Source organism: Caulobacter sp. FV1ye13L (assembly GCF_058681155.1).
This window is the reverse complement of record NZ_CM178732.1, coordinates 2,294,675-2,312,286: the sequence shown is the minus strand read 5'-3', so window position 1 is coordinate 2,312,286 and position 17,612 is coordinate 2,294,675. Positions and strand designations below refer to the sequence as shown.

Genomic DNA, 17,612 nt, shown 5'->3' with positions numbered 1-17,612 from the left:
GCGCTGAGTAAACTTGAATTGCTAATATCTAACCCCTGAGTTCCACCAATCGCGCCGCTACATAGGTGCGATAAGCAGCGAGGATCTCGAGCGCCTGCTTGCTTGCCAGGCTCGCTTCCGTCGCAAGGTCGGCGCGCGTATCGAAGCCGCCACAGATGGTTTCAACCGCCTCCTCACTGGTTGCGGTCTTGAGAGACAGAACTCGCTTGTAGCCAATCGAGCTGTAGAGCCCCTCAAACTTGGGGCTGTAGCTCATTGGGATGCAGGCCACTCCTGTGGAAATAGCCGCGATCGTGGCGTGCATCCGAGCGCCGGCAAAGTAGGACATTTTGGAGATGAACGTCTTTGCATCCGACGCGGATCTGAAAGGGGGAGCGATCTGCACGCCTGTATGACGTTTTGCGATTTCCTCCGACACCGCTCGGTCGCTCTCAACAGATGCGGCAGCTGCATTGTGCACATGGGGCACAAGCCATACTTCGCAATCAGTCCTCTTTGCGAAGTACGCTACGACGCTATCGATGACCTCGCGATAGTCGCATGTGAGGTCGAATTGGTTCTTACCGGTGTAGCCGCCGCGATAGAGCAAGCCAGAAATATTCAGGCCGATTTGGATTTTCTGATCATTCAACGCAGGAAAATATCCGGGCCAGGTCGAATTCACTGGCAATGCGAAGGCCATGTCCGTTGTTAGAGTTAGTCGGCTCGCATCACGTACAAGCGGCTCTGCTCTCGCATGGCTCAAGCCATCACGGGCGAAAACGTGTCTTGCGTGCCTCATTGCAAGACCGCCAAGTACCTTCGCCAACCCACTGTAGAACGGCCCAAGCGTCTGCGGACTAAGTACGAGCTTACGGCCGGCATCTTTAATCAAAAATTTCGATAGCGTTACTTTGGAGAACCGAAGCCAGCCATATATATCAGAAAAGCTGTCTCCCTCGCCCACATCGAGCACGAGATCGCAAGCATTCAATTTGGATACAGCACGCCAAAAATTTATAGGATTGAGAAGGCCCTTTGATAGTTCGCAGTACTGCAAACTTTCCAAGTCATCGCCGATACTTCCGGATGGTGTCTTGGCCGCAAATACGACAAATCTGACCGGTATATTGAGGGTATCCGCCTCGCGTTGAACGATCGCGATGTTCGAGTGCGCGAGCGCTGCAAGCCCCAGGTTGCTGCTTCTGGGGGATTGCCACAGGAGGCCGATCACTAGCTCACGCATTTCATATTCCTGGCTATCGACCCGGCGGGAGGGTCAAACGTCATTCTAGCGCCTAGATTGCGCAGCAGCGAGTTCACAGCACCCTCGTTCAACAAAAAGAGCGCTCTGGATAAATTCTGTTTTGTGTCTAGCCGCAATGTATGACCGACAGGCAACCCCCGCGTTGACCGCCCTGCCTCATCAATTGGATGATGAAGGGGATTGGCACACCGGGTCATCCAGCTGGTCAGCTCAAGCGCAAAATAACCAAATGGCATTAGTCGACGTTGAACTTCCGCTTGAGGCCTAAAAGGACCAACATATAGGTACGCACAATAACATTTGAGAAATGCTTTCTTATGAAATATCTCTTACTATCAAATTTCAGTTGAGAATATTTCGATCTCTTTTCAGGATCATGCCACCCGAGGTCGTGAACAATAGGTCTTGTGTGAGCCAATGCCACCTTGTAACCGGCCTGGCGGACGGCGCGACACAAATCCTCGTCCTCTGAATATAGGAATATTCTCTCGTCGAAGCCGCCGCTATCCAAAAAGGCGCTTCGCCTGATCAACAGGGCGGCACCAGTCACCCAGTCAACTTCCGTATATGCGCCGGTCTTCTGGGAATCCATTGCCGTCGCATATGAGCGCGCCAGCGGTAGCCGTTTGAGCAGGCCGAGGCCAACCCGAGACCCCATCGCCAACCGCGCCACTGCCTGGACACGGAGAAGCTGTAACGTCCATTTCAGCGGCGAGGAAAATGAGTATGCCGAAACTTGCACCGAGGAATCTGGATTTCTGAGGGCAAGGCCCAGTATGCCAAGATTTTCGTTCGCACTCATTATCTCGATAGCAGCCTCCACGACGCCATCCTCAAGGTAGGCATCCGCATTGTGGAGGTAGTAAAGTTCAGCTTCGAGCTTCCTCATGCCGATATTATTGGCTGATCCAAATCCGATATTTTTCTCGTTCAAAATGACATCTATGCGATCGCCATATCGCGCTAGAATTTCTTGGCTGCCATCAGTGGAATTGTTGTCCACGACACATACGCGGATGCCGTCAGATTTGACCGTCAATAGGCTGTCGATTGAGCGTTCTAAAGTCGACGATGAGTTGTATGTCACTACGATAATTGCCAATTTCAGCATCGTACTGCTCCAACTGAGCTCGGATAATACTCTCTAGTGGGTGGCAGCGAAAAACCAGCAACCCCACCAACTAACTGCGGCGGTCGTCGATTTTGTCGAACGCCGGACTGGTCAATCTCACCGTTAAATTGGCCCGCACGAACCCCGGAATAGCGATTTGGTTCTTCTAACTTAAAGTAAGTCACTCTATCTGACTTTCAGGCTGCTTAAGCCGTAGAATATACAAAGAGCGCACGTCGAAATTATCAACGCCCACAAAAGTCCACTGACCCCGAGCATCGGAGTCAAAATAAACGCCCCTCCCAAGAATACCACTACGCTACCCAAATTTGAGTAGAGCCGGAGCTTCTGATTACCGGAAGCCGTCAGCGTGATTGAGAAGGAGAAAGCTACATATCGGAGAAACGTAATTATGCCGAACATCCACATGAAGCTAGCAAGGCTCGTATATCTGTAGCCGTATATCAAATGAACAATTGGCTCACCCATCGCATAGAAGGGGAGCGCCGCAGCGACACCAACCAAGGCCATAGACGCAATCACAAGTATTTTGACACGACCAACCCGATATCTCCCTGATCGGCTCAACATCGGGAGCAGAACGTTGTTAAGTGCTTGCATGGGAGCCTGCGCGCCGACCATGAGCTTCTGCCCCGCCTGGTAAAACCCGACGCGATCAGGCGCAGCGAAAACGCCGAGAATAATCACGTCTATTAGCGTATAAGCCCTCACAACCAAAACATCGAACGCAAATACTAAGTTCGACTTCAGCTCTTGGGCAATATTAGACACGCTAATAGCCTCTTGATGAATACGGCCTATGCTTTTATAGGATCTCGCCGATAGTACAAAATATGTAGCTTGCGATATAAGATACGCCGCCGCAAATGCCAGACCGCTAGATGCATCACCCCAAACTAATGAGAGCGCGATAACCATGAGAAGTACAACGGATAGACTATAATTGAATGTATCCACGCCAATTTTGCCCTCTCCGCGCAGCGCGTACGAATACACGTTGGAAAACGAAAGAAGAATTGCGCCAACCAAGAATACAAAACTTATAGCCCTTGAATGTGCGAATATAATCCACAATGGAGTGGCGAAGATCGCTATTAACAAAAGTATTAGGAGTTTGGCGTGAAATATGCGGGCGGGGATTCCGCCGAACTTCGTCACCATCGCATGGTGGCTTACTAAGAGCCTCTGCGGATATCCGTAGTCTACAAAGATTGATATAATAGATGCATGTGCGTAGGCGAGAGCGACAATACCAAATTCTTCGGGACCCAGCTCCCTTGCCATCACAGCAAAGAATACCAAGTTACCCAGTAAATTGATAGCCAGGTTGAAAAAGCTGCTAAGAAGTTTTGATGTAAGCTCTTTGCGCATTATTCTATCTAGAACTCCCTGCGCGCACCTACGGCGACCTTCATCGTGTCACGGGCAGATCGATTACCAGGGTAGCGACCTAGTTGCGTCGCTGTATTTTCTTATATGCTTCAATTAGATGAGGTATGCTTTTGTCCCAGCCCAGATCATCTTCAACCCGCTTTCGACCCTGCTCACCCATGATTTTGGACATTCCAGGATCGGCCAGAAGAAATAGAATTTTCTCCGCCATGTCCTTGGGGTCGTTCGCTTTTGCGTAAAGCGACGCTGCGCCGGCAGACACCCTACCCTCGGTGACCTCAAACTGAACAATCGGTTTCCCGAAGGCCATATACTCCATGATCTTGTTCATGGTCGATTTATCGTTCATTTCGTTTACGCGATCTGGATTTACGCAAACATCCGAAGACGAGAGTACAGAAAACAGATCGCGGTCGGCGGCCCGCCCGGTAAATGTAACGTAGTCAGCAAGGCCCTTAGACTGACTTAATTCTTTCAAGCTCTGAAGACTGGGGCCGCCACCAACCAGAACGAACTGCACATCCTTCCTATTGAGCTCGAATACTATGTGTTCCACGGCATCGAGCAGAAGGTCTATGCCCTCCTGCTCTCCCATGACACCAACGTAACCCACCAGGTGAGTGCGGCCGTTACGCCAATGGGGATCGGACGCGACCCTAGCCAGCTTGGAGAGATCAGGACCCGATCTAACTACGAACACTTGTTCTGGACGCATCCCTCCCCGCTCGATAGCGATGCGCCGATAGCTCTCATTTGTGGCGATCGAGACATCTGCATTCATAAACGTAAGTCGCTCAAAGAGCACCATCAGCCGCCAGAACACACCACGGCGCCCGAACTTAGCTTCATAGAGTTCGGGGTTAATATCGTGGTGGTCAAATAGGTAGCGCACCCCAAAGGGGCGAAGAAGCATAGCCACCAGGAAAATGAGGTCCGGCGGATTGCACCCGTGGATGACGTCTAATCCGCCCTTACGCCATACACGGAGAGCTAGACGGGCCTCCCAAAAGAGAGCTGCGCCATATTCCGCCAAATAACCCCATGCGCCGCTGGCGTCTAGGGGAAGGGGGTGCCGGTAAATTTCCACCCCGTCGAGCACCTCGAAGCGCTGCTGATAGTCCTTTCCAGTGGGACATATCACAGAAACACGTGCGCCCGCCGCCGCCAACGTTCGCGCCTCAAGCCAGACGCGCCGATCAAAGGGGACTGGGAGATTCTCCACTACTATTAATGTGCGGAGGCCGTCGAGGGGCCTTTCCCTTTCCAGCTCATCAAATGTGAGGCCTCGGCCAGAGGTACTCATCGCGGCTATTCAACCTCGTGGGTGCTGATAACATTCTGGCTTTTGACAATCAGGTCGTCGTAACCCCGATTGGAATGAATGACCAAGTCCCAGTTGCCCTCCTCAGCTGTGGCCTTATCGATAAGTATCGAACCAACTGTAGGAAGATAAGTGTAGGCGTAGCCCAAATTCTGACCGCGAAGCTGAGAAGGTTTTAATATTGGGTCATATACGGATAGCTTGTAGCCCCGCTCTAAGAGCTTTCGAGCAATGTCGACGTTTGGACTTTCGCGAAGATCATCCGTATTTGCCTTGAAGGCCAGACCGACCATAAGCACAGTTCCACCAGGAGGAAGAAGTTTAACTATTTGCTCAACCTGATAGTTTTTATGGGCTTCATTTGACAGCAGTAAGCTGTCAATCAAATGCGTACCCGCACCGACTTCTTGGGCAATAAACTGTAGAGCGCGGACATCCTTCGGCAAGCATGAGCCCCCGAATGCTCCGCCCGGCCGTGTGTAATAGGACGATATATTCAGTTTGGTATCAGAGATGAATATTTCGTGCACCTTCCGCGCGGAAACACCCATGCGATTACAAGTGCGGCCAATCTCGTTGGCAAAGGCGACCTTTACTGCATGCCAGGTGTTATCGACAAATTTCGTGACCTCGGCCTCTTCAAACTGGGTGTAGAAAACCGGCGCTTTCAGGTTCTCATGCAGCGCGTCCATCACGGATGATGGTTTCCCATCATGCGTTCCGATCACAATCTTTGGCGGGTTGAAGTAGTCGCTGACTGCACTAGATTCTCGCAGAAACTCTGGATTATATACGAGCTCTACCGCCATCGAGACAGCCTCGCCAAGCTCTTCTTTGAATATTGGAAAAACTAGTGACTGCATGGTGCCAGGACGAAACGTGGAACGATAAGCAACTGTCAATGGCCGCTTGCGTGATTTTGGTGTCCGTTCTGCGATTTGTCGCGTGACTTCGGCTATGAAGGACATGTTGTGTGAGCCGTTCGTAGCGCTGGGAGTTCCGACGCAGACAACAACTAGGTCGAAATCATTGAAATCGCCAATTTCATTCTGAGCTTTTATTTTCCCAGCGGCCAAAGCTGAAGCAAGGAGCTCCGTTACCCCAGGCTCCTGGATCGGAGCTATCCCGCTGTTGATTTCATTTACCTTGTCTTGATTGATGTCAACGCCGACTACGGTGTGACCTTCTTTCGCGAGACAGCATGCAGCCGTGAAACCAACATACCCAAGCCCATATATCGCGATCAACATTGATAGTACCCTCGGGTCTTAGATAGCGTTATTTATGAAGCGCGTTCTGGGCAAATTGCCTATGGTGGCGCCAATCAAACTTTAGGAATACTGCGTATATCTAGCATTGCGTTGCTCGATTTCTAGCTGCGCCCGAGCACCACATTTTTCAAGTACTGTCCGTAGCTGCTCTTTCCCAAAGCAATGGCCAATTTCTCCAGCTGCTCTGCATCTATGAAGCCCTTCTGAAATGCTACTTCCTCCGGGCAGGCGATCTTGAAGCCTTGTCGCCGTTCGAGGACGCCGACGAACTCAGCTGCCTCAAGAAGGCTGTCGGGCGTGCCAGTATCGAGCCACGTGTAGCCGCGCCCCATGATCTCGACTGAGAGCTTGTCGCGCTCTAGATAGACGCGATTCACATCGGTAATCTCCAGTTCGCCGCGCGGGGAAGGCTTTAGGTTCCGTGCGATCTCGACGACATCGGAGTCGTAGAAATACAGGCCTGTGACCGCCCAATTGGACTGGGGAGCCTTGGGCTTCTCCTCGATGGATTGGGCCCTCATACGTTCATCGAACGCAACGACGCCATATCGCTCTGGGTCGTTAACGTGATAGGCGAAAACCGTCGCCCCCTCGGACCGCGCCATCGCACTCGTGAATAGGTCCGTGATGCCGTGTCCATAGAAGATGTTGTCGCCGAGTATGAGAGCAGACGGACTGGGGCCAACGAAATCTGCACCGATGATGTAGGCTTGAGCTAGGCCATCCGGGCTGGCCTGAACGGCGTAGTGTATTTCCATGCCCCACTGCGAGCCATCTCCTAGCAGTTCCCGGAAGCTTGGAGTATCGCGTGGCGTAGAGATAATGAGCACCTCACGAATGCCCGCCAGCATCAGCGTCGACAACGGATAATAGATCATCGGCTTGTCGTAGACCGGCATTAGTTGCTTCGAGGTGACAAGCGTCATGGGATGCAGGCGCGTTCCTGATCCTCCCGCGAGGATAATACCCTTCATGCGGAGACCCTTTCGGCGTGTAGTTCTGTGATGATTTCCGCGACAGCGTCCCGCCATGAGCGTGGAGTGATCTGGTAGTCGCGAGTGAGCTTTGCCGTCGAGAGACGAGAATTTGCGGGTCTGCGTGCTGGGGTGGGATAGTCCGACGTGCGGATCGCTTCGACTTCGCTCACCGGGGCGCCGTGCCCGGCATTGAGTGCGAATATCTCTTCTGCCAACCCTGCCCAGGTTGTCTCGCCGGCGTTGACGAAATTGTAGATTCCCGTTGGGGCGTTCGGGTCTGCAATCATCCTGAGTGTGATGGTCTTGAGGGCCTTTGCGATATCCCGCGCGGAGGTGGGACAGCCATGCTGGTCGCCGACCACGCGCAACCGAGGTCGGTCTGCCGCAAGGCGCAACATGGTTTTGAGAAAGTTGGCGCGGTGAACGCTCAACACCCATGCGGTACGGAGTACCACCGATCGCGGATTGCCGGTAATGACAGCGAGTTCGCCTGCCAACTTTGAAGCGCCGTAGACCCCGAGAGGCCCAACGGGGTCACCCTCGACATAGGGCCGATCAGCCGAACCGTCGAAAACGTAGTCGGTTGAGACCTGAATCAGCGGGATTCCCGCTTGGCAGGTAACTTCGGCAAGTACCGCCGGCCCCATGGCGTTCGCGGCGAACGCCGCTGAAACTTCCGTTTCGGCCTTATCCACAGCTGTGTAGGCACCTGAGTTTATGACAGCCGCAAAAGGCGTCTGCGCGAAAGCTGTCTTTACCGAGGCTATATCACCTAGGTCTAGATCCGCTCGCGAAGGCATATGCAGGATGGTATCCGCAGGCCACACGGCACGCGCCAGCTCCAAGCCAACTTGACCTGCACCGCCTGTCACCAAAATTTGGATCGGCTTAGCCATTGGCAGCGATGCCTAAACGCTGGGTGGCGTAGCGAGCGTCCAGGATATCCTGCCACCATTTCCGGTTTTCCAGATACCAAGTCACCGTCCGTTCAATCCCTTCTTCGAAGGTGACCGACGGAGTCCAGCCGAGGTCGGTTCGGATCTTCGACGCGTCGATAGCATAGCGCTGATCGTGACCAGGCCGATCGGTCACAAAGGTAATCTGGTCGCTGTAAGCGTTACCGTCCGCTCGCGGCCTAAGGCGATCAAGGATCGAGCAAATAGCCTCCACAACCTCAATATTCTTTCGCTCTGCGTTGCCCCCAACATTGTAGGTTTCGCCAGGCGCACCAGTTTCAAACACGGCTTGCAGAGCACGTGCATGATCATCTACAAACAACCAATCGCGAACATTTGCGCCATTCCCATAGACCGGCAAAGGTTCTCCATTCAGAGCGCGAATAATGATTAGTGGAATGAGTTTTTCCGGAAAGTGATACGGGCCATAGTTATTCGAGCAGTTGGTCACCAGCACTGGAAAGCCGTAGGTGTGGCCCCAAGCCCGCACAAGGTGATCTGAACCAGCTTTTGACGCAGAATAGGGCGAGCGCGGATCATAGGGCGTTGCCTCGGTAAAGAGACCCTCATCGCCGAGGGACCCGTAAACCTCGTCTGTCGAGATGTGATGGAATCGGAACGCTTTCTTCTCGGGCTCGGACAGATCGCGCCAGTATGCCAGAGCTTGGTCTAGCATAACGAAGGTGCCGACCAGGTTGGTCTGGATAAAGGCTCCAGGTCCATCGATCGATCGATCGACGTGGCTCTCAGCTGCTAGGTGCGCAACTACCTGCGGACGGAACTCCTTCATCGCCTGAGCCACCGTTTCTGCGTCGCAGATATCGGCCTGTACGAAACGATAGCGCTCGCTTGAAACTACGGGCTCAAGCGAGCTCAGGACTCCAGCGTAGGTCAATTTATCAAACACCATCACTTGGTGATCAGTGTGCTCGATAAGGCGGCGCACAAGCGCCGATCCGATGAAACCGGCGCCGCCGGTGACCAAAATGCGCATCGGAGTCTCCGTCAAAGCTCGACCAAACGCTCAAGTGGCCGGCCGTCATAGTAAAAAGGGCTGTCAAACTCGGCCAGCGCCGGAAGGCAATTGCCTTTGTCTGAGAGCACCGCGCCGATTGAGGGCAAGGGCCACTTGATAGCGATCATCGGATCATTCCAGATGATGCAGCCGTCGGACTGCGGAGCATAAATTTCCGAAACCTTGTAAACGACCTCACTATTGGCTTCGAGTGTTACGAAGGCATGACCGAATCCCACCGGCACATAGAGTTGGTCGCCATTCTCGGCAGTCAGTTTCGCTGAGACATGCTGACAAAATGTTGGCGATCCACGGAGAAGATCGATAGCGAATTCCAGGATTCTGCCTCGCACGCACCTTACCAATTTGGCTTGCGCGTAGGGCGGGCGTTGGAAATGAATTCCGCGAACCGGACCGGAGAGTATGGAGAAAGACTGGTTATCTTGGACGAAGACCGTCTCTATCCCAATTTCCCACAGCTTTGGAGCCGAAAAGGTCTCGGAAAGCCAGCCGCGCTCGTCTGAAAACCGGCGCGTTTCGACGCGCCGTACACCCACCGACATTATCAGGCCCCCACCTGCGCGATATCAATTTGAAACGCACTCAGCGCTGCATTGCAGCATGCTCAACGGCCGGTCAAGGTTTCACCGTACAACTAAGAGCACATAATCAAGGGTGCGCAGCTGTTGCTTGGAGAACTGAGCGGAGCGCCAATTTTCCCGGCTTTGGGCGTTAAGAGTTAACTGGTGCTGACCTGCCTCTGATATTTCATCCAGCGCGGACCAGAGTCTCAGCATTGGTTGACCTTGCCCCCAACCTTGGACCAGGCCGGGCCGGGATTTCTCGCCGGTCCGGCACCGAGCGGGCCATATGGCCCGGTGCCGTTCATCAGCTCGATCGGGCACTTGTCGCCGATCGAGCTGTGGGGACGATGTTCATTATAGTCCCTACGCCAAGCCTCGCATTTTGAGCGGGCGTCGTCGAGCGACATGAACCAGGCGGTGTTCAGGCATTCGGCCCGGACCTTGCCGTTAAAGGACTCCGCGAAGGCGTTGTCCGTCGGCTTTCCAGGGGGGCTGAAGTCCAGGGTGACGCCGCGCTGATAGGCCCAAAGATCCAAGTCGCGGGAGACAAATTCCGGACCGTTGTCGACCCGCATGGTCTTTGGATAACCCACCACCTTGCCGGCTCGATCGAGGGTTTCGACAACGTCGTGAGCCTTGTAGGCGAAGCGGGGATCCAGGGCCGGCGAGAACCGGCTGAAGGTGTCGATGATCGCCAGGATGCGGATCTTGCGCCCGTCGAAGAGCTGATCGTGCAGGAAGTCCATGGCCCAGACATCGTTGGGCCGGGAGGCCGGATCACGGTCCTCTCGCAGCTTGGCCTTGACCTTGCGTTTGGGCGTCTTGTTGCGCAGCTGCAGGCCCAACTCCCTGTAGAGCCGATATATTTTCTTGCCATTGACCGGCCATCCCTCGCGTTTGAGCAGCACCGTGACCCGCCGGCAGCCATAGCGCACCCGCGTCTCGGCGATCTCCGTGATCCGCTTCTTCAGGGCGACAGGATCGGTCCGCTTGCCCTTGTAGTGATAGCTGGATCGTTCCGCCTGGAGCGCCCCGCAGGCGCGCCGGATGCTGACCTGCCAGGCCGCTCGCAGATAGTCCACGAGCTGGCGGCGCCTGGCAGGTCCTAAAGCTTTCGCTTGATGACGTCCTGCAGCATCTCCCTGTCGAGCGACAGGTCCGCCACGATCCGCGTGAGGCGTGCGTCTCGTCCTCAAGCTGACGCAGCCGCTTCATCTCCGACGGCATCAGGCCAGCGTACTTCTTGCGCCAGACATAGAAGGTCGCCCCGGATATCCCCGCCTTGCGGCAGACCTCGCCAACCGTGGTGCCCTCGTCCGTGGCGCCCTCGTCGGCCTGACGCAGAATGAACGCCACCTGCGCCTCACTGAACTTCGACCTCTTCATGGTCGCTCCTCGCTCCGTGGCCCTTGCCGCAAAACGAGAAAATTCTAGCTCAAACCGGTCCGGTTTTTCAGGAGCAGGTTAATATTGCCTGCCTTCAACCTGGCGTGCCACGTGGGCGGCGCTGATGCGTGGTCTTTGGATGATTGGAAAGCTGCTCGCCTATACGGCGATACCTAAATTTTCCCATCTAGTGTGGTTCAGCACAGCCGATCGTTAAGTCGCCCGTGCTAGGCGAGGCGGACGGCTCTGTGTGGTGTCGTGGGATCTAGGGGGACTTGTGAGCGCGATCTATCCGGTGATCCTGTGCGGCGGTTCGGGCACGCGGCTGTGGCCGGCCTCGCGGGCTGACCAGCCCAAGCAGTTCCTCAAGCTGATCGGCGACTATTCCAGCTTCCAGGACACCGTGCTGCGGGTGGCCAACATTCCGGGCCGCGCCGAGATCGTCATCGTTACCGGCGGGGCCATGGTCGAGTTCGTGCTGGCCCAGACGGCGGAGATCGGCGTGCCGGTCACCGTGCTGGTCGAGCCCGAAGCCCGCGACAGCGCCCCGGCCGTGGCCGTGGCCGCCGCCTATGTCCAGTCGCGCGATCCGCAGGGCGTGGCCCTGATGCTGGCCGCCGACCATTATATCGCCGAGCCCGAGATTTTCGGCCAAGCCGCCGTGACTGCCGCTCGCGCTGCTGCGGAAGGCTGGATCGTCACCTTCGGCGTCAAGCCGACCGCACCGGCCACCGGCTTCGGCTATATCCGCCCAGGCGATGCCCTGCTCGACGGCAGCGTCAGCGCCGTGGCCGCCTTCGTCGAGAAGCCCGACCGCGCCACCGCGCAGGCCTATGTCGCCGACGGCTATCTGTGGAACAGCGGCAACTTCGCCTTCAAGGCCGACATGCTGCTGGGCGAGCTGGACGCCTTCGAGCCCACCGTCTCGGCCGCCGCCCGCGCCTGTATCAGCGCCCTGACCATCACCGACAGTGTCGCCCGCCTGGACAAGGCCGCCTTCGCCGGGGCCGCCAGGATCTCGCTCGACTATGCGGTTATGGAGCGCACCAAGAAGGCCGCCGTGGTCCCCGCCGCCTTCTCGTGGTCGGACCTGGGCGCCTGGGACGCCATCTGGGACGCCTTTCCCAAGGACGGCGGCCAGAACGCCGTCTCCGGCGATGTGACCCTGATCGATTGCGAGCGCGTTCTGGCGCGCTCGACCGGTCCGTTCATCGGCGTCATTGGTCTGAAGGACATCGTCGTCGTGGCCGAGCCCGACGCGATCCTGGTCTGCCATCGCGACGCCAGCCAGGCGGTCAAGACCCTGGTCGACGGCCTCAAGCGCGACGGCCGCTCAATCGCCAGCGGCCGGGACCGGGGCAATGCGCCGCGCAAGGTGCTGACGACCACCGCCACGGCCCAGGTCGAGCAATGGACCCTGAAGGCCGGCGAGACCGTCGAACTGCCCGCCGGCGTGGTTCAGGTGCTGGACGGCCAGGTCGAGGGTCTCGGCGCGGTCACCACGCTGGACACCGCGACGAGCGTCCAGGCCACGACCGCCGCCGTCCTGCTGGTCACATCGCGGCCGTAACCACCCGGTCCATCTCCGCGATGGCGCAGACGATCTGTTAGGGTGAGCCGCTTGGGCCGCTCATCACGGCCCACCGCTTAGTTCAAGACAGCGTATCGTGGTGCTCGGGCTTGAACATGTTGATGAGCCAAGCTTCCAGCTCGGTCGTCCCGCCTTGTTTTTCTTGTTTGCCCACTGGCCGGCTCAAGCGCGCACCAAGGGATTAGACGAATGGTCGGGCAGTCGGAAAAGATCGGCAGGGCTTCGATGTCATCTGGATCGGTCCAATGCGACGTTCGCGCTTTCTTCCAGGTCGGTGACCTTGAGCGTTAAGGGGCGCGATTTGGAGAGATGGTTGGGGCCCTCGCCGCAGGAGCGCTCGCAGATCAAGGCGTCGTGCCGCTAGGCGCGTGGAGAGCCTGCCTCAGAGTCCTCCAAGAAGCGCAGGAAAGATCGATGCATAAGACCAAAAGGAGAACGTGCTGTGGTCGATTTTGTGTCCATTGTGCCCGATTTTGTGCCCAGACCCTTCCAAAGACCTCCCGCCGTTCTCCGATTGTTCCCGATCCTTCTAGGCGCAATCACCTTGTGATCAAGGCTCAAAACGCTTACGGGACGGGCTGCGGGGACATGGCGGAATGGTAGACGCGCCGGACTTGCCTAACTCGACGGGCGATCTCGAACGATCCGCCATGCGTTCGTGAATTTTGTTTCTCTTTGTCCGACTATGATCGACGGCGCGAAGTTCAGTCGCGGGCGGTCAGGCGGATCACGCCCTCGGCATCGCGGGTTGCGCGCACCGGGAAGGTATTGGTCACGGCGGCGACGAAGCTGCTGGGCTCTGTGCTCTGGAAGTAGCCGGCCAGCCTCAGCCCCGAGACGGCGGGGTCGTCGACCGAAATCCGCTGGCGATTATAGCGATTGAACTCGGCGACAGCCTGTTCCAGCGTCTGGCCGTTCAGGGCGATGGCGCCCTGACGCCAGGCCAGGGCCCGGTCGATTTCGGCCGTGGAAACGCGCTGCAAGCGCCCGCCCACCGGGCCATACACCGCCGCGACACCGGCCGACTGACGCGAGTCGGTTTCGGTCGCCTTCAGGTCCACGGCCACCGAGCCGCTCTTGACCGTGACAGCTGCGGCGTGCCCCGCGACCCGCACGGCGAGCTGGACGGCGTCCGCAGCTTCCAGACGCGTGTCGCCCGCGCGAACGATGAAAGGACGGCCGTCCCGCGCCGCCGTGAACAGGGCCTCGCCCTTGACCAGCCTGACCTCCCGCGCGCCGTTGCGGTAGCGCACCAGGACCTTGCTGTTGGTGTTGAGCTCGATGCGGCTGTCGTCGCTGAGCACGATCACACGCCGCTCACCGATGGCCGTAGCGTAGGCGGTCGTGGCGGTGGCCGAGATGACGCCGGCGGCAGTGATGCCAATCGCGCCGACGATGGCGGCGGCGCGGGGCCCAGACCGTTGGACGGCTCCAGATCGAGGTACGCTCCTGCGGCGGCGCCAGCAGGTCGGCATTGGCGGCGCTCGTCCCGGGCGCAATGGCGCGCAGCCGCTCCAGGCGCTCCCAGGCGACGGCCTCGCGCTCGAAGGCGGCTTCTTATTGCGGCCCCTGATCGCGCCAAGCTTCGAAGGCTAGGCGATCGGACGGGGCGCAGGCGGGGTCGTCCAGCCGGACCACCCACTGGGCGGCGGCCTGCCTTACGGCTTACCGCTGAGATCCCGCTTCGCGCGCCATGACCGCTCTTCCTCGACCTTTCTCGTCCGACCGTCTCCACGGCCCAGTCTATCCGAACAGTACCGCAACCCCTTTACGAGGTGCTTCTCTACAGTGGAGACGGACAGGCCCAGCCTTTCCGCTATCTCCCTTGGCGAAAGATCATAGACCTTTCGTAGCGTGAAGACCCGCCGGCACTGGGCGGGCAATTCCGCCATGGCCTCGCGCAGTTGCCGCAGTTCGTCGCGGTCGACGATGGTCTGCTCCTGGGTCGGAGCCTCATCGGCCAGGGCCAGTCGCTCGAAATCGGCGACCGCGGTGATGGTCAGAACCTTGCGGCGGCGCAGGGCGTCCAGGGCGGTGTTGCGCAGAATGCGCGAGGCGAAAGCCCCTGGATTGAGAACCTCGCGCCAGCTCTTGTAGGCGATGGCGCGGGCAAAGGTATCGTGGACCAGATCCTCGGGATCGGTCTCGCCGTCCCGGCAGAAGCGTCGCGCATAGGCCAGGAGGTCCGCCTCGAGGGGCAGGATCTCTCGCCGAAACCAGGCGCGCCGTTCTTCGTCTTGGTCGTCATTGCCTCCCCCCCTCGGGCAACAAAGACCGATCCGCAACCGACGGCAATGGCAACAGGCTTCATTTGGGGGCCGCGCCACCGAAACAGGCAGCCAGCGCCTCCGACGGGTCGCCCGCAGGAGTCCACGCGGCCAGCTGGACAAGACCCCGTGAATCTCGCCGGTGAAGGAGGTCGCCCAAGGCGAGGTTCCACCTGATCAAAGAAGTGGCGATCTTGTCCTCTCCCCCTGAAAGTAGACCCTCTCAAGGTCAGAGAAGAGTCAAGCTGTGACGGTGACGAACTCGGAACGCCTAAGCGTCAAACAGATCATGAGGCCGGCAGTTCAAACCTCGCGCGAGAGCGTAAACGGATTTGAGCCCTGCATTTCGCTCGCCGCGCTCGATCCCGCCGATGTAGTTGCGGTGCAGTCCAGCGCGATCAGCCAGCTCTTCCTGGCTCAGCTCGGCAGCGAGCCTGAGAAGACGTATCGTTCGCCCAAATTTTTCAAGATCCGCATCGCCCACTTGCTGACCGTTGCGGAGAACGCAGCATCGCTCTACACACAATCAGTGTGATTTTCACACCGATTGTGTGCGTCGGAAATTGTAGCATGGCCAAAGCAGTCCCTACTATCGAGGTTCCTGCGCTCATCGACGCAGTGGTCGATGCGATCGCCGGCGAAGGAATGCAGGCTCGGCTCGATGTCCAGATCGCGATTTTCAATCACACGATGACGGCTATGCTCCAGACGCGTCGGGCTGCTTCAGACCACGCACGTATTTCCAAGCGCATTATGGTCGCACTCGTCAAATATCTGGGGGACTTGTTGGCCGAAGACTTCGCAAGCTTTGAGGCCGAGATCAAACGAGCAAGGAGCGGTTCTTAAATATAACAGCTATAATGGCTGCACATCTATACGCTGCGAGATTGCCGAGACCTCCGTGAGCAATAAAAAGCAACGATATCGACGCCAGCGCATCATGCTCCACTGGGCGCAAGGAGGACTTTGCGCCGGGTGCGGGCATCCGATTAGTCGTACCGGGAAGAAGCCACACAACGGGCCTAACTACCCGACCTTCGACCATGTTGATCCGAAGCGCCTGGGCGGTTGGCGGACCGTGGAGAACGGTCTCTTGAAACACCGAAAGTGTAATGGCGCGCGAGGCAGCACTCTACCGACTGGATGTGATCTTCTCTGGCATTCAGTCGTCAATGAGCGCCTTCGTTCACATAAGGCGCCAGCAACGCCTTGCACCGCAACCTTGAATTTGGCATAACATGCGCCTGAATGTATCGCATATGCAGTAATACATTAATTTCGACGCCGAGGAGATGGCGGAAGAGATCGACTAATTTGCTCAATGCTAATTGGATTCATAGCGCTAGATCAAGATCTGCTCGGCCAACATTCGGCTCTTGAGCTGCTGCTGATTTTTCCCTCCGAAATTTTCCCTCCGAACAAAGGCCGGTATTACCTCAGCCAACGCCATGAAGCGGAGTTTCTCTAGGTCGCTTTGGAGCCAAGATGGGACTTTCAGAAATCGTCCTCGCTTTGCCCACATCGGACTTGCAATTAGCACAGCGCTTTAGCACAATCCGAAAATACCCTTTAAAACAACGCCAACCTCGGACTTAAAATCCGTTGGAGCAATCCGTGTGGGTTCGAGTCCCACTGTCCCTACCAGGCCCAGAAGGCGTCAGGCCTCTGGCGCGATCTTCTCGATATTGGCCGCGCCGGCCTCCGTCAGCGCCACGACCAGCTCCTCAACAGCCGCATCGACCTCGACCGGATCTCGGCCGCGCACCACCAGGTTGGCGCCATAGACATCCGGCGGCGAGAAGAACGGATAGCTGCCCAGCGACATATCGGGATGGGCCTTGGCCACGGCCTCCAACGGGGCGGCGATCAGGCCCTCGCCGGAACCCGTGACGCGGACAGTCCTGCTGATCACCACCGCTCCGGTGCGCAGGCGCGGGCCAACATCACCCAGCATGCCGCGCATGATCGCGGGCACACCGGCGAGCACGAAGACGTTCTCGATCTGGAAGCCGGGCGGCCCCTGCACGGGGTTCTTCACCAGGGTTCCGCCCTCGGGCACGTGGGCCATGCGACGGCGGGCGGCGTTGGGCTCGCCCCAGCGTTCACGCAGTAGAGCCATGATCTCGGGATGCTCGGGCGCCGTCACCCCGAAGGCCTTGGCGATCGAGTCTGCGGTGATGTCGTCGTGGGTGGGGCCGATGCCGCCGGTCGTGACGACATAGTCGTAGCGGGTGCGCAGGGCGTTGACCGCGTCGACGATCTCCTGCTCGATATCGGGCACCACCCGCGCCTCGGCCAGGTCGACGCCGTAGGTGGCAAGATACCTGGCGATGGCGCTGAGATTGACGTCCTGGGTGCGCCCCGAGAGAATCTCGTCGCCGATGATCAGCACCGCCGCCGTCACCCGATCCTTGCTGGCCGTCATCGCCGCGCTCCCCTACATCGCATCATCGTTCTCCGATCCGACTTAGGGC

At 57.5% G+C, this 17,612-nt stretch carries 16 protein-coding genes and 1 pseudogene; 3 read left to right on the top strand and 14 right to left on the bottom strand.

What is annotated here, in order from left to right:
- Positions 1-28: 28 nt before the first annotated feature.
- The 10 genes and pseudogenes from ACW176_RS11065 to ACW176_RS11020 form a co-directional block, all read right to left on the bottom strand.
- Positions 29-1,225 carry a polysaccharide pyruvyl transferase family protein gene (locus tag ACW176_RS11065; RefSeq protein ID WP_492109162.1) on the bottom strand — a complete coding sequence of 399 codons (1,197 nt, stop codon included), beginning with the start codon at positions 1,223-1,225 and terminating at the stop codon, positions 29-31.
- Between the two features lie 256 nt (positions 1,226-1,481).
- A complete protein-coding gene (locus tag ACW176_RS11060; protein ID WP_492109161.1) occupies positions 1,482-2,357 on the bottom strand; it encodes a glycosyltransferase family 2 protein in 876 nt (291 codons plus the stop codon).
- A gap of 186 nt (positions 2,358-2,543) precedes the next feature.
- Positions 2,544-3,749, bottom strand: coding sequence for an oligosaccharide flippase family protein (locus tag ACW176_RS11055; RefSeq protein WP_492109160.1), 1,206 nt, complete (start codon positions 3,747-3,749; stop codon positions 2,544-2,546).
- A gap of 79 nt (positions 3,750-3,828) precedes the next feature.
- Entirely contained in the window at positions 3,829-5,073 is a 1,245-nt protein-coding gene (locus ACW176_RS11050) for a glycosyltransferase family 4 protein (protein ID WP_492109159.1), read from the bottom strand.
- A 5-nt stretch (positions 5,074-5,078) separates the two neighbouring features.
- A complete protein-coding gene (locus ACW176_RS11045; protein WP_492109158.1) occupies positions 5,079-6,341 on the bottom strand; it encodes a nucleotide sugar dehydrogenase in 1,263 nt (420 codons plus the stop codon).
- Between the two features lie 122 nt (positions 6,342-6,463).
- Positions 6,464-7,336: a glucose-1-phosphate thymidylyltransferase RfbA gene (gene rfbA, locus ACW176_RS11040; RefSeq protein ID WP_492109157.1), complete on the bottom strand. Its 873-nt coding sequence runs from the start codon at positions 7,334-7,336 to the stop codon at positions 6,464-6,466.
- Positions 7,333-8,235: a dTDP-4-dehydrorhamnose reductase gene (rfbD, locus tag ACW176_RS11035; protein ID WP_492109156.1), complete on the bottom strand. Its 903-nt coding sequence runs from the start codon at positions 8,233-8,235 to the stop codon at positions 7,333-7,335. Before rfbD ends, rfbA begins: the two co-directional genes overlap by 4 nt.
- Positions 8,228-9,289 carry a dTDP-glucose 4,6-dehydratase gene (rfbB, locus tag ACW176_RS11030; RefSeq protein WP_492109155.1) on the bottom strand — a complete coding sequence of 354 codons (1,062 nt, stop codon included), beginning with the start codon at positions 9,287-9,289 and terminating at the stop codon, positions 8,228-8,230. Before rfbB ends, rfbD begins: the two co-directional genes overlap by 8 nt.
- Positions 9,290-9,300: 11 nt before the next feature.
- Positions 9,301-9,873 carry a dTDP-4-dehydrorhamnose 3,5-epimerase gene (gene rfbC / locus ACW176_RS11025; RefSeq protein ID WP_492109154.1) on the bottom strand — a complete coding sequence of 191 codons (573 nt, stop codon included), beginning with the start codon at positions 9,871-9,873 and terminating at the stop codon, positions 9,301-9,303.
- Between the two features lie 227 nt (positions 9,874-10,100).
- Positions 10,101-11,280, bottom strand: a pseudogene (locus ACW176_RS11020) (IS3 family transposase).
- A gap of 277 nt (positions 11,281-11,557) precedes the next feature.
- Between ACW176_RS11020 and ACW176_RS11015 the strand changes: the two are divergent.
- Entirely contained in the window at positions 11,558-12,850 is a 1,293-nt protein-coding gene (locus tag ACW176_RS11015) for a mannose-1-phosphate guanylyltransferase (RefSeq protein ID WP_492109153.1), read from the top strand.
- A gap of 725 nt (positions 12,851-13,575) precedes the next feature.
- Here ACW176_RS11015 and ACW176_RS11010 read toward each other — a convergent pair.
- From ACW176_RS11010 to ACW176_RS11000, 3 genes are all read right to left on the bottom strand, one after another.
- Entirely contained in the window at positions 13,576-14,346 is a 771-nt protein-coding gene (locus ACW176_RS11010) for a FecR family protein (RefSeq protein ID WP_492109152.1), read from the bottom strand.
- An 82-nt stretch (positions 14,347-14,428) separates the two neighbouring features.
- The gene (locus tag ACW176_RS11005) at positions 14,429-14,509 is read right to left on the bottom strand and encodes a DUF4880 domain-containing protein (RefSeq protein ID WP_492111913.1); all 81 of its coding nucleotides are present in this window, start codon (positions 14,507-14,509) and stop codon (positions 14,429-14,431) included.
- 20 nt (positions 14,510-14,529) lie between these two features.
- Positions 14,530-15,156 carry an RNA polymerase sigma factor gene (locus tag ACW176_RS11000; protein WP_492109151.1) on the bottom strand — a complete coding sequence of 209 codons (627 nt, stop codon included), beginning with the start codon at positions 15,154-15,156 and terminating at the stop codon, positions 14,530-14,532.
- Positions 15,157-15,385: 229 nt separating this feature from the next.
- On the opposite strand from ACW176_RS11000, the gene ACW176_RS10995 reads away from it, so the two are divergent.
- A complete protein-coding gene (locus ACW176_RS10995; protein WP_492109150.1) occupies positions 15,386-15,673 on the top strand; it encodes a hypothetical protein in 288 nt (95 codons plus the stop codon).
- Positions 15,674-15,708: 35 nt separating this feature from the next.
- The gene (locus tag ACW176_RS10990; protein ID WP_492109149.1) at positions 15,709-15,984 is read left to right on the top strand and encodes a hypothetical protein; all 276 of its coding nucleotides are present in this window, start codon (positions 15,709-15,711) and stop codon (positions 15,982-15,984) included.
- A gap of 811 nt (positions 15,985-16,795) precedes the next feature.
- Here ACW176_RS10990 and ACW176_RS10985 read toward each other — a convergent pair.
- Positions 16,796-17,563: a competence/damage-inducible protein A gene (locus ACW176_RS10985; RefSeq protein ID WP_492109148.1), complete on the bottom strand. Its 768-nt coding sequence runs from the start codon at positions 17,561-17,563 to the stop codon at positions 16,796-16,798.
- Positions 17,564-17,612: the final 49 nt, after the last annotated feature.